We start from the raw sequence: 12205 nt of genomic DNA, 5'->3' as shown, positions 1-12205 counted from the left end.
CAATCCCTATTCAAGCCGGGCGAATGGGCCGATGAGAAATGCAGTATGGAGCAATCGGTGAAAGATCTCGAAGCGATCATGAAGTTCCAGCAGAGCCTGCTGCGCCTGGTGGTCCATGGGTCAGAAGAAGACGCCAAGAGCAAGGTGGTTGAGCCCGCCCAGGCGCAACAACTGGAAGTCTGGGTGCGCCGGGTCAACTCCCGGCCGAACTAGTTGGAATGGGCGCGCGCCGCACCCGCGCGCCGCTTCTGTCACAGCCAGCGGGCCACCACACATTAGCGCTGGTGCGCGTGTGCGCCCCAACAGTCAGTTCCACCGAGAACCGCTTCCACCTATCCCCCGATAATCTGCCCCGTGCGCACTGAATCGTCTCAGCACCTGACGCCGCGCTCCCTTTCCATACCCGCTCACCTCGCCAAAGTGCTTGCATTTGTGTCCCTTCGCCGGTTTCAGACCCTCGTCTCGTAAACCCAATCGCGCCAGTCTGAATCGGGTACAATTCTACTGATTCGAGTCAGGCGCGCAATTGGCGCCGGGACGCGGAAGGAAGGGGTTCGTTCGTGAGTGAAATCCTCGATCCCGAGAACCGGGAAAAGCGAAAAGGCCGCGGTTTCTCCCGCCGCGGTTTCATGCAGGGCATCGGTGTCACCGGAGCCGTTGCTCCAGCTCTGCTTCCAGAGCAGGCCCAGGCCCAAACGCCTCCAGGCGTCATGGGACCGGGCGCGGTAGCGATCACCCTGAACATTAACGGAAAGCCAATGAAGGCCACGGTGGAGCCGCGCGAAACGCTGCTCGACACACTGCGCAACCAACTCGATATCACGGGCGCCAAGCGCGTCTGCGATCGCGGCACCTGCGGCGCCTGCTCCGTCCTCGTCAACGGCAAAGTCTCCTACGCCTGCTCCATCCTCGCCATCGACGCACAGGGCAAACAGATCACCACCATCGAAGGATTTGCCATGTCGGGCGGCAAGCCCCATGCCGTCGTGCAGGCCTTCGTGAACAACGACGCCCAGCAGTGCGGCTATTGCACACCGGGCTTTGTCGTCGCGTCAAAAGCATTTCTGGATCACACCCCCAACCCGACCTACGAGCAGGTCAAGGATGGTCTCGGCGGCAATCTCTGCCGCTGCGGCACCTACGTCGGTGTCCGCAAGGCCGTCCTCGAAGCAGCCAAGATGATGAAGGGAGGCTCGAATGCCTAATTACAGTTGGCCGCCCATGGCCAGCCGGAAGGTGATCGGGCAGCGCCTCAGCCGCACCGATGGCATCGAGAAGGCCTCCGGCCGCGCGAAATACAACTCCGACCTGAACAAACCGGGCATGCTGCATGCCGTCCTGCTCACCTCTCCGTTCGCCCACGCGAAGGTGAAGTCCATCGACACCAGCGCCGCCGAAAAACACGCCGGAGTCGCCGCCGTTCGCGTCATCGCGCCGGCCGGCACCGAAATCCAATGGGCCGGCTGGGAGATTGCCGTGGTCGCCGCCAGCACGGAACTGGCCGCCCGCGACGCAGTCCAGAAAATCAAGATCGAGTACGACATCATGCCGCACGTCGTAGTCGAGAATGATCTCAAGAAGGTGCGGACCCGCGCCAAGCCGGCGGGCGAACAGCTTGAAGGCGACCCCGACCAGGCGATGAAGGAAGCCGACGTCACGCTGGAAGCCAGCTACGGCATTCCGACACTGACCCACTGCTGCCTGGAGCCCCACGGCCAGGTCATCGGCTGGGGTGCCGACGGCAAAGTCGAATTCAACCCTTCCACCCAATCCGTCACCAGCATCCGCGGCGACCTCGCCCGCCTGCTGAGCATCCCCACCACCGACATCCATGTCCATCAGGACCACGTCGGCGGCGGCTTCGGCTCCAAGTTCCAGCCCGACCGCTGGGGTGTGGAAGCGGCGCAACTCTCCAAGGCCGCCGGCGGCAAGCCCGTCAAGCTGTTCCTGGATCGGCCGACGGAACTGATGATCGCCGGCTGCCGCCCCTCCGGCTTCCTGAACGTGAAGCTCGGCGCCAAGAAGGACGGCACCCTCACCGTGTGGCAGAGCGAAAGCTGGGCCTCCGGCGGTATCGGCGGCGGCGGATCCCCACCCATCCCGTATGTCTTCACGAAGGTGCCCAACCGGCGCCAGAACCACACCGCGGTCAGCCTGAACACGGCACCCATCCGCGCCTGGCGCGCTCCCAACCACCAGCAGGCGTCCTATCTGACGTGCGCTCCGCTGGAAGATCTGGCGGCCAAGCTCAAGATGGACCCGCTGGACATGTTCATCAAGAACGCCAACCTGACGCAGCGGGAAGACACCTACGTCCGCCAGTTGAAGAAGGCCGCGGAACTCTCCGACTGGAAGAAGCTGTGGCATCCGCGCGGCGATGCGGGCAAGGGCCCCATCAAGCGCGGCCTGGGCATCGGCGTGAATACGTGGGGCGGCGCGGGTCACGACTCGACGGCGCGCACCACCATCCATCCCGACGGTACCGTGGAAGTCGAACTCGGTTCGCAGGACCTGGGCACCGGCACCCGCACGATCATCGCGCAGGTGGCGGCCGAGACCCTGGGGCTGCGGGTTCCTGACATCCGCGTCAAGTTGGGCGATACGAACTATCCCCCGTCGGGCACATCGGGCGGATCCACCACCGTGGGCGGCGTCACCTCGTCCACCCGCAAGGCGACCGTCAATGCGCTCGACAAGCTGCTGGCCGAAGTGGCCGGCGGACTCGGCGCACCGGCCGACCAGCTCGAAGCGGTGGACGGCAAGATCCAGGTGAAGGGCAACGCTACCAAGAGCCTGACCTGGAAAGCGGCCTGCCAGAAGCTGGGCGTGAAGACCGTCTCCGAGACGGGTTCCAACGTGCCCCGCGAGGCGGCCAAGGAAGGCCTGAACACGGGCGGCGTGGGCGGCGTGCAGATTGCCGACGTCAGCGTCGATGTGGAAACCGGCGTCGTTAAGATGAACAAGCTGGTGGCCGTCCAGGACATCGGCCTGGTCGTCAATCCGAAGACGGCGGAAAGCCAGGTCTTCGGCGCCTGCATCATGTCCATCTGCGGCGCTCTCATGGAAGAGCGCATCATGGACGAGCTCACCGGCCGCATGCTCAATGCGGATATGGAGTTCTACAAACTGGCCGGCATCAAAGATATCGGCGAGATTGTGGTCCACTTTGAAATCGATGAATTGAACGACAAGCGCGGCGTGATCGGCCTGGGCGAACCCCCGGCCATCGGCGGCATCGCGGCCATCTCGAACGCGGTGGCCAACGCCATCGGCACGCGGGTGCCCACGGTGCCCATGAGCCCGATGAATGTCCTGGACGCGCTGAGCGGGAGGAAGTCCTGATGCAACCCTTCGAGTACGCAAGTCCGAAAACGCTGAAAGAAGCCCTGGCCCTGCTGGGTTCGGGGTGGGACGACGCGGCGGTGCTGGCCGGCGGCACTGACCTGTTGAGCCTGATGAAGGACGGCGTAGTGGCCCCCAAGCGGGTGGTCAACATCAAGGAAATCGCTGAGTTGAAGGGCATCACCAAGACCGCCACCGGCGTGCGCATCGGAGCGGCGGTGACGGTGGACGAACTGCTCTCCAACGCGATTGTCCGCGCCGCCCTCCCCGCGCTCACGCAAGCTGCCCACGGCATCACCAGCCCGCAGATCCGCAACATGGGTACGGTGGGCGGCGACCTGTGCCAGCGGCCCCGCTGCTGGTATTTCCGCGCCGGCTTCGGCCTGCTGCCCAAACACGAAGGGAAGGACCTCGTGATCGAAGGCGACAACCGCTACCACGCCATCTTCGGCGATGGAGCGGCTAAGTTCGTCTCCGCCTCGAGCTTCGGACCCGCGCTGGTAGCCATGGGCGCCAAGGTGAAGCTGGCTTCGGCCGGCGGCACCCGGGAAGTGGATGCGGCGAAGTTCTTCGTCGCGCCCTCGAACAACGACGCCCGCGAAGTGGCCCTCCTGCCCAACGAGATCCTCACGGAGATCATGGTCCCGGTCAAGGCCGGTGAAAAGAGCGCCACCTACGAAGTCCGCCAGAAGGACGCAATGGACTGGCCGCTGGCCGCCGCGTCGGTCACCCTCACCATGAAGGGCTCGACCGTCGCTTCCGCCAGCATCGTGCTCGGCCATGTGGGCCCGACGCCTTACTGGGCGGAGAAAGCCTCCAGTCTGCTGGCCGGCAAAGCGATCACGGAAGAGACGGCCGAGGCCGCGGGCAAAGCCGCGGTGGAGGGCGCCAAACCCCTCAGCCAGAATACGTACAAAGTGCAGCTCGCATCGGTGGCGGTGAAGCGCGCCTTGCTGGCCGCGGCCGGCGTGAAGAGCTGAAAGGAGACCCGGCATGGCAATCGTCAACGGCGAACGCGCAGGCCTGACGCGCATCGGCGATGACCGCTGTGAATGTCTCCGCTGGAAAGGCCTGTATGTCGAGGCCGAGTGGGACCCAACGGTGCCGCACGGCAACGACCGGGCTTTCTGGTGCGAGAAGACGCAGATCTGCATCGGCCCCGACGCAAAAGTGGTCGATGAGTATGAGTGCAACGAAACCCGGACCTGCTACCGGGAGTTGTAGAGACTGAACACGATAGAATCAAGCCCGGGCCCTTCAATGGGACCCGGGCTTTTTTCTTTGACTGAGGAGCAGGCGTGAAACTCGGGTATTGGTTGGCGGCGGGCGGGCTGTGCCTGGCGGGCGCGGCGCTGGTGACAGCGGAGAAGACAGGCGTATTCGCGGTGTTGTCGAGCACCGTCAGGGGCGGCAAGCAGCCCGGGGGTGTCTATCTGATCCCCACCACCCAACTTCTGCAGCCCTGGGGTGATCCGGTTACCATCGCGGGCCGGCCGGTGGATCTGGCCTTCGACCCGGAGAAGCGCGTCCTGGCCGTGCTGAATACAAAGGGAGTCGTCTTCTTCGACCCCACGGCCATGTCGCTGCTGGGCGAGACGAAGTCGAAGTCCACCTCGTATGCCGGACTGGCCTTCCGGCCCGGAACCCGTGAAGTCTGGGCCAGCGAAACGCTGCGCAACGGTCCTGACGGGCTCCTGATCATCACCCTGGATGATCGCGGCGCCCCCACAAAGGAAGAGCGGGTCGAACTGAAGCCCCACCCCCTGCCCATCGGCATCGCCTTCTCGAAGGACGGCGCAACGGCTTACGTCGCCTTCAGCCGCAACAACACGCTGGCCGAGATCGACGCCGCCACGCGCCAGGTGAAGCGCGAGATCCCGGTTGGCATTGCGCCGTTCCATGTCGCGCTGGAGCCCCGCTCAGGCCGCATCTTTGTCGCCAACCGAGGCGGCCGCCGGCCGAAGGAAGGCGACGTACTGGCGCCGTCCAGCGGTTCAAAGATCGCCAGCGATCCCGTGACCGGCTCATCCATCAGCGGGACCCTGACGGTCATCGATCCCGACGGCTCCCAGCCCCGTGAAGTAGCCGTGGGCCTCGCGCCCTCCGGCCTGGCGCTCCGCGGAGACGGCAAGGAACTGGCGGTGGCCAACGGCCACTCCGACAGCGTGACCCTCGTCGACACAGCCACCTTGAAGACGCGCGAAGTGCGCATCCCCAGCTATCCCGACGGTACGCGTGGGAGTATTCCAACCAACGCAGCCTACGCCCCCGACGGACAGACCCTTTACGTTCTCTGCGGCGGCACCAATTCCGTCGCCGTGGTTCGTAAGAACAAGGTGGAAGGAGCCCTGCCCACCGGTTGGTTCCCGTCCGGCATCGCCATCGACGCAGCGGGCAAATTGCGGGTCGTCTCCATCAAAGGCACCGGCAACACCGCCCTGCCCGGTGGCAACTTCAATTCGAGAGCCTATGAAGGCCTGATCCAGTCGATGCCGGCTCCGGATAAAGCCCAGTGGCTGGCCGGACTGCGGGAAGTGAAAGCCGCCAATCAGCCGAAGTTCACCCCAGCCGGAGGCGTGGAGAACCTGCGCTCGCTCGGCATCCAGCACGTGTTCTTCATCATCAAGGAGAACCGCACTTACGACCAGGTCTTCGGCGACATCGCCAAAGCGAACGGCGACCCGAAGCTGGCGATCTATGGCGGGGATGTCACGCCGAACCACCACGCGCTGGCCGAGCGCTATGTCGTGCTCGACAACTTCCTCACTTCGAGTTCCATCAGCTTCGACGGCCACCAGTGGCTGATGATGGCGTTTGTCAGCGACTACACCCAACGCGCCTTCGCCGCCTCGCCGCGCGGTTACGCGTGGGACATGAGCGACGCGCTCACCGTTTCGCCCGCCGGCTTCTTCTTCCAGGGCGCGCCGCCGGACGTGAAGGTACGGATCTTCGGCGAGTTCTGCCTGCCCGGGAAGTTCGATCCCGCCACCCAGCAGGCCGAGGACATCCACGAGCGCGCCGGGATGAGCTGGAGCTACTACTGGGATCTGTACAAAACCGGCAAGTGGCGCGATCAGGTGGGCTGCAGCGCGGCCGGTCTCCCTGCCCTGAAGCCATTGATGAGCCCCAGCTACCCGCAGGACGACACGGTGATCACCGACCAGATCCGAGCCGAAGAGTTCCTGCGTGAACTGGGCGAGCGCGAGAAGTCCGGCGAGATGCCCAATATCAACATCCTGACCATGACCTCCGACCACACCAACGGGACCCGGCCCGGTTCGCCGACCCCAAAGGCCATGGTGGCGGACGATGACCTGGCGCTGGGCCGCATCGTCGAGGGCATCTCCAAGAGCCGGTTCTGGGCGCACAGCCTGATCCTGGTGGTGGAAGACGACGCGCAGGACGGGCTAGACCACGTCGACGGGCACCGAACGGTCGCCCTGGCCATCGGGCCCAACATCCGGCGCGGTGTCGTCGACTCGAACCACTACAACCAGATCTCGATGGTCAAGACCATTCAGGAGCTGTTCCAGATTCCACCCCGCACCGTCTTCCTGCAGAATTCGCGCACGATGACGAGCGTCTTCACGCCCGAATCCAACTTGGAGCCGTACACGGCGATCCCCAACCGGATCCCGCTGGACCAGATGAATCCGCCGCTGAAGGCCCTGAATGGCCGCAAGCTGTGGGCGGCCCAGCAATCGGCGGCCATGAACTGGGAAGATGTGGACGACATTCCCAGCGACGTGCTGAACAAGATCCTGTGGTGGGATGCCAAGGGGTACGACCAGCCTTATCCCGTGCTGAAAACGCAGGCCCGCCGCTAGAAACGGAAAGGCCCGCCAGCCTCGGTGGAGACTGGCGGGCCTTTCAAACTACGGAAGCAAATAGGTTTAACGGGCGGACTGGACCTTGGGGGTGGCCAGGTAGCCGACGATGACGTCCTTCTTCACTTCATTGACGACGATTTCGTACGGCTGGCGCGCCTTGGAGGTGTAGAACTGGACGGGCTCGTTCACGCCCTTGTCCTTCTTCTCCACCCGCTTGTCGTCGGCCGTGATCTCCACCGTGTACTTGTTCTTCTTGTTGTCGGTCTTCTTCAGCTGCAGGAAGATGTCGCCAACCTTCTGCGGGGCCTTCGTCTTCGCCAGGTTGAACTCAAAGTAGTTGCGTTCGCCCAGGGCCTTCAGGGCCGACAGTTCCTTGCCATTGGTGGCGATGAGGCCGCTCTGCACACCCAGGTCGCCGGAAACGGTCTTCAGGCTGGCGATCGTCTTGTCCAACTCGGACTTGGTGTTGCTGAGGTCCGTCTTGACGCCGGTGACATCGGTGGCCACTTCGCCGATCTTGGTGTTCGCCGTGGTCGCGGCCTCTTCCACCTTCGAGATCTGGCCCTTCATCGCGGCTTCACTCGCCTTCTGCTGTTGAGCCAGGCGGGCGGCCAAGTCTTCGGCATGCTTCGTGGCATCCACTTTAGCCTGACCGACGGCCATCGAGGCCTGACGGCGGGCTGCTTCCAGCTCTTCCTTCAGGGTGTCCATGTTCCGCCGCGCCGCCGCTGAACTAACTGAGGAGGTTTCCTTCACGCGGCCCACCTCTTCGAGGATGGAGTCGCGGTTCTTGGCCATCTCCTGCTTCAGTGTGTCAATCTGGAGAAACAGATAGACATTGGCTGCGATCAGCGCGATCACTGCGCCGAACAGGATAGCCATCTTGACACCGGAGCCGCTGGAGGCCGGTGCGGGCAAAACATAGCTGGGCTGACCGCCACCCTGCGGTGCGCCATATTGTGGATCGCTCACTTCGATATCCCTCTCTTTTTGAACAGTCAGGCTGCTAAACCTATGCTAACACCATAGATGTAGTTGGCATGTCAGACGGTTTCATCCGTTTTGGGGCGTGCCCGGAGACATAATCCTGGGACTACTAAAGTCCAGGTACTCCTGCCTGGGAGCCCCCGGATCGAAGCAGTGCCGGCAGCGCGCCTCATACATCCCCGTGGCGCCCACCACGATCAGATCGCTGGAGTCCACCAGCCGTTGGGTATGTTTGGCCGGATTGCCGCACCTTAAGCAAATGGCCAGGGTCTTAGTGATGGACTCAGCCACGCACAGCAGGTCCGGCACCGGCGGAAACGGCCGGCCCATATAGTCTGTATCCAAGCCGGCGATGATCACCTGCTTGCCGGAATCCGCCAACTGCTGAGCCACTCCCACCAGATCCTGCCCCATGAAGTTCGCCTCGTCGATACCGACTACCTGCGTGCGCCAGTCGAGCCGGGTGAGTATCTCCGCCGGCCCCTGTACTACTTCACTGCGCATTCTGACGTCGGCGTGACTCACGATTTCGTCCGCCGAGTAGCGAATATCAATGACAGGCTTGAAGACCTGCACGCGCTTGCGGGCGATCAGCGCCCGCCTCAGCCGCCGGATGAGCTCTTCGCTCTTCCCCGAAAACATCGGACCGCAGACGACCTCGATCCAACCTACATGACCCGAGATAAAGTCCATCGTATGACAGGATAACCCGCGCAGCTATAAAGGTGGCCGCCGTGATAGATTGAACCCTGTGAAACGACTCTTAATCCTGGTACTTTCGGTGGCTGTCATCGCCGTCGCCCTGCTGGCCATCCACCCGCCGCTGCGCTATTGGGCGCTGGTCCTGATCGGCCGTGGGGACGGTTGCACCACCCAGAGGGCCTGGGCCATCCAGGCGGAGAAAGAGGAGCTCACCCGCGTCAAGGACAGCATCCTGGCCCATACGCGCCTGCTTCAGAAGGAGTACAAAGGACTGGAGTTGTACCAGACGCCCTATGGCAACTTCTGGTCGCCCGCCGGCAGCCGCTTCATTCTGCCCTTCAATCTCTCTGAGGAAGCCACCCATATCTATGGGACCGGCGAACAGTTCGTCCACAAGGGAGACATCGTCCTCGATTGCGGAGCCAACGTCGGCACCTTCGCCCGTTTCGCCCTCGATGCCGGAGCCAAACTCGTCGTCGCCATCGAGCCCGCGCCCGACAACCTGGAGTGCCTGCGCCGCAACTTCGCCAAGGAGATCGGCGAGAACCGGCTCGTTATCTACCCCAAGGGCGTATGGGATAAGGACGATACGTTGGAGCTCCTGGTGGACGAAGACAACCAGGCGGCCGATAGCTTCGTCATTCACCGCAAGGGCGCCAAGGCCATAGCCAAGGTTCCGCTCACCACCATCGACAAAATGGTGGACGAACTCAAGCTTGAGCGCGTCGACTTCGTAAAGATGGACATCGAAGGGGCGGAAGTGAAAGCGCTGGCCGGCGGCCGGGCCACCATCGCGAAGTTCCATCCCCGCATGTCGCTCTCCGTCTATCACCAGGACGATCACCCCGTGGAAGTGCCCAAGGGCGTGCTGGCTGCCTGGCCGGGTTACACCACCGAATGCGGGCCCTGCAACGCAGTCGGGAATCGCGTACGGCCCGACATCATGTACTTCCACTGAGCCCGTCTTAGGCTATCTTTCGCATAGGGCATGTCCCAGTTCGCGAAATCGGTCCTGAACTATCTGTTGCAACGGGTATTCGACGGGCGCAGGAGAGTTGTGCCTGGGCGGAGGCCCCGCTCAGCAAGCCGGGCCGGAAGCCCTGTTGCTCTACCTAACTCATTGGAAATAAAAAGGCCGGTGGGGACTCGGAGGAAGATCCCCACCGGCACAAAGCCAGCTTGAATCGGAGGAATGCTGGCCTACTCGTACTAGATGTACGCTCTACTGGAGATAATATCACAATGCTTCCCGGCTGTATCCCTCCGCCACATTGAATGTGTACATTTTGCGTGGTCTTTGTTGCGGATCGAACAAATCTGATTAAGCTCTTGTAATCAAAGGAGTAAGATAAGCATTGCGGCCGCCCAAAAGAGGCGGGAACTAGCCCCATTGGTACTAACTCAAGCGGGTTTTCGGGCCGCAATCTACGCTGCTCCCCTCAGCTCATGTAGAACAGGCTCAGCCTCGGCAGACGGAAGTGCTCGTACACTTTTTTATCGAGGTAAGTCTTCTCCAACCGGATAAGCTGGTCGGCTGTCATTTTCCCGCGGTAGGGCTTCAATTGCAGATCCAGTTCCCGCCGCATCCGGAACAACTCTTCCTCGGATAGACGGGTTCGCGCGATGGCCGACATCTTGTCTTCCAGTGCGGTGAGCCGCTGGTCGAGCTCTTCCAGGTGCTGGAAATGCTCTTCAATCCCAGTCAGCAGCGCGTCCAGCGACTCCGCCATCTGCTCATACCCAGCAGCGGCGCGCAATGCCTCAGCGCATTTCGCCAGGTGCGCTTTGACGGCCTCCAGCGGGAAGGGCGACTCTTCAGCCGCACCCACCGCGCTCGATGGGATGTTGTTGGCCATCGCTTCCGCCTCCTTCATCACCGCCTGCGTGCAATAGGCCAGCGAGTTCACCATCTGCGTCTTCTGCTTGCGCGATCGCCACTTCTCAAAGGAGGCATCGATGCCGCGCAACACGGCCTCCAGCGGGATACCTGAGTTCTTCCAGCTCTCCACCATGGCCCAGTCCAACGGCGACAACAGGAACAGCGCACTCGCCCGGGCGCGCTGGAAGTGCTCCTCCACCTCGGTGAAGTAATTGAAGTAGTTCAGCCGCCAGGAGCCGTCGTCTTTTTGCTCGGTCACTGGCGATTCCGCTCCCAGATCATGCGCAGGCCTTCGAGCGTAAGATCCTCATCGGCGATCTTGACGAACCTCGAGCCCTTTGTGATCAACGACGCCTGCCCGCCGGTCGCAACCGACTTTGTGTCCTTGCCCATCTCCGCGATCATGCGCTCCACAATCCCGTCGATCATGCAGATGGTGCCGTAGTATAGGCCCGACTGCATGCTCACCACGGTGTTGGTCCCGATCAGCTTCTCAGGATCGCGGAAATCGACCATGGGCAGCCGCGCCGTACGCGTAAACAGCCCCTGGATCGACATCCCGATGCCCGGGCAGATGATGCCGCCCAAATACTCTGAGTTCGCACTGACGGCGTCGAAGGTAATGGCGGTGCCGAGGTCGACGACAATGCACGGTCCGCCGTACTTGGCGATGGCGGCCACGGCGTTCACAATCCGGTCGGCGCCCACTTCGCGCGGATTGTCATAGAGTATGTTCAGCCCGGTCTCTGTATGCCCGGTGACAAACATGGGTTCCACCGGGAAGTAGCGGCGGGCCATGCCCGTCAGCGACGATTCCAGCGGCGGAACCACGGTAGCGGCGATGATGCCGCTGATCTTTTCCAGGGGCAATCCTTCCAACGCAAACAGGCTGCGGAGCTTGATGCCCCACTCATCCGGAGTCTGGTCATGGACGGTGCGCAGGCGCCAGCGGGTGATGATCCGCGGACCGTCGAAGATCCCAATCGTAACGTTCGTATTCCCAGCGTCAATAGCGAGCAACATGGCAGTGAAATCGATGAACCCTCAGGCTAGCATTGAAGCACTCCAGGTGTGGCCGCAGGCACGCCGGCGGTTGTGCTCCGTCCATGTGGCGCCTGTGGAGACACGGGCGGCGATCCGCTCCGCGAGGCCTGGTCAATCCGGTGCATATCCATACCCAAAAGCCCTGGAAACCGTCCCGCAATTTCAGTCTCCTTTTAGATAGGATCCAGGCATGGCGGCAGGCCGCTCCTGAGGCGAAGCAACTGATTGATCGCGCCGCAAAGCACTACGCGGAAAAGAAGGAGTTCCTGGTGGAGTATCGCCGGAACCAGCAAACTCTCAGCGCTCTGGCAATTAACGCGGACGGCACCCTGAAAATTAAGGCAGCTAATTTCGGCGATCGCCTTTTCTCTGCGGAGTCCGGCAATTATGCCTTCCCGCTAAATACCAGCCCCTGAGTCCT

At 62.4% G+C, this 12205-nt stretch carries 12 protein-coding genes; 8 read left to right on the top strand and 4 right to left on the bottom strand.

Going from position 1 to position 12205, the window contains the following annotated elements; genetic code table 11:
- Window positions 1-57 precede the first annotated feature (57 nt).
- From IRI77_RS04005 to IRI77_RS03980, 6 genes are all read left to right on the top strand, one after another.
- Window positions 58-213: a hypothetical protein gene (locus IRI77_RS04005; protein ID WP_194450793.1), complete on the top strand. Its 156-nt coding sequence runs from the start codon at window positions 58-60 to the stop codon at window positions 211-213.
- 347 nt (window positions 214-560) lie between these two features.
- Complete coding sequence (locus IRI77_RS04000; protein WP_228486587.1) at window positions 561-1205, top strand: (2Fe-2S)-binding protein; 645 nt, start codon at window positions 561-563, stop codon at window positions 1203-1205.
- Window positions 1198-3342: a xanthine dehydrogenase family protein molybdopterin-binding subunit gene (locus IRI77_RS03995; protein WP_194450792.1), complete on the top strand. Its 2145-nt coding sequence runs from the start codon at window positions 1198-1200 to the stop codon at window positions 3340-3342. Before IRI77_RS04000 ends, IRI77_RS03995 begins: the two co-directional genes overlap by 8 nt.
- Complete coding sequence (locus IRI77_RS03990; protein ID WP_194450791.1) at window positions 3342-4322, top strand: FAD binding domain-containing protein; 981 nt, start codon at window positions 3342-3344, stop codon at window positions 4320-4322. The genes IRI77_RS03995 and IRI77_RS03990 overlap by 1 nt, the downstream gene beginning before the upstream one ends.
- Window positions 4323-4335: 13 nt before the next feature.
- Window positions 4336-4566 (top strand): hypothetical protein, encoded by a 231-nt coding sequence (locus tag IRI77_RS03985; RefSeq protein WP_194450790.1) that lies wholly within the window; start codon window positions 4336-4338, stop codon window positions 4564-4566.
- A gap of 74 nt (window positions 4567-4640) precedes the next feature.
- Entirely contained in the window at window positions 4641-7169 is a 2529-nt protein-coding gene (locus tag IRI77_RS03980; protein ID WP_194450789.1) for a bifunctional YncE family protein/alkaline phosphatase family protein, read from the top strand.
- A 66-nt stretch (window positions 7170-7235) separates the two neighbouring features.
- On the opposite strand, the gene IRI77_RS03975 is transcribed toward IRI77_RS03980, so the two are convergent.
- Together IRI77_RS03975 and IRI77_RS03970 are read right to left on the bottom strand one after the other, a co-directional pair.
- Complete coding sequence (locus IRI77_RS03975; protein ID WP_194450788.1) at window positions 7236-8144, bottom strand: hypothetical protein; 909 nt, start codon at window positions 8142-8144, stop codon at window positions 7236-7238.
- Between the two features lie 81 nt (window positions 8145-8225).
- The gene (locus IRI77_RS03970; protein ID WP_194450787.1) at window positions 8226-8852 is read right to left on the bottom strand and encodes a thymidine kinase; all 627 of its coding nucleotides are present in this window, start codon (window positions 8850-8852) and stop codon (window positions 8226-8228) included.
- Between the two features lie 58 nt (window positions 8853-8910).
- Between IRI77_RS03970 and IRI77_RS03965 the strand changes: the two genes are divergently transcribed.
- Window positions 8911-9819: an FkbM family methyltransferase gene (locus IRI77_RS03965; protein WP_194450786.1), complete on the top strand. Its 909-nt coding sequence runs from the start codon at window positions 8911-8913 to the stop codon at window positions 9817-9819.
- Between the two features lie 481 nt (window positions 9820-10300).
- Here IRI77_RS03965 and IRI77_RS03960 read toward each other — a convergent pair whose 3' ends face one another.
- Together IRI77_RS03960 and IRI77_RS03955 are read right to left on the bottom strand one after the other, a co-directional pair.
- On the bottom strand, window positions 10301-10999 hold the full coding sequence (locus tag IRI77_RS03960) for a magnesium transporter CorA family protein (protein WP_228486586.1): 699 nt from the start codon (window positions 10997-10999) through the stop codon (window positions 10301-10303).
- A complete protein-coding gene (locus tag IRI77_RS03955; protein WP_194450785.1) occupies window positions 10996-11763 on the bottom strand; it encodes a type III pantothenate kinase in 768 nt (255 codons plus the stop codon). The genes IRI77_RS03960 and IRI77_RS03955 overlap by 4 nt, the downstream gene beginning before the upstream one ends.
- Before the next feature lie 140 nt (window positions 11764-11903).
- Between IRI77_RS03955 and IRI77_RS03950 the strand changes: the two genes are divergently transcribed.
- On the top strand, window positions 11904-12200 hold the full coding sequence (locus tag IRI77_RS03950) for a hypothetical protein (protein ID WP_194450784.1): 297 nt from the start codon (window positions 11904-11906) through the stop codon (window positions 12198-12200).
- The last annotated feature ends 5 nt before the right edge of the window (window positions 12201-12205 follow it).

It is taken from the genome of Paludibaculum fermentans, from assembly GCF_015277775.1.
GTDB lineage: Bacteria > Acidobacteriota > Terriglobia > Bryobacterales > Bryobacteraceae > Paludibaculum > Paludibaculum fermentans.
Note: the sequence above shows the minus strand (reverse complement) of the source record. Positions and strands in the feature narration are given on the sequence as shown.

Coding starts and splice junctions, on each gene's coding strand:
- IRI77_RS03995 (WP_194450792.1), top strand. CDS start 1,198: ATGCCTAATTACAGTTGGCCGCCCATGGCCAGCCGGAAGGTGATCGGG.
- IRI77_RS03990 (WP_194450791.1), top strand. CDS start 3,342: ATGCAACCCTTCGAGTACGCAAGTCCGAAAACGCTGAAAGAAGCCCTG.
- IRI77_RS03985 (WP_194450790.1), top strand. CDS start 4,336: ATGGCAATCGTCAACGGCGAACGCGCAGGCCTGACGCGCATCGGCGAT.
- IRI77_RS03970 (WP_194450787.1), bottom strand. CDS start 8,852: ATGGACTTTATCTCGGGTCATGTAGGTTGGATCGAGGTCGTCTGCGGT.
- IRI77_RS03955 (WP_194450785.1), bottom strand. CDS start 11,763: ATGTTGCTCGCTATTGACGCTGGGAATACGAACGTTACGATTGGGATC.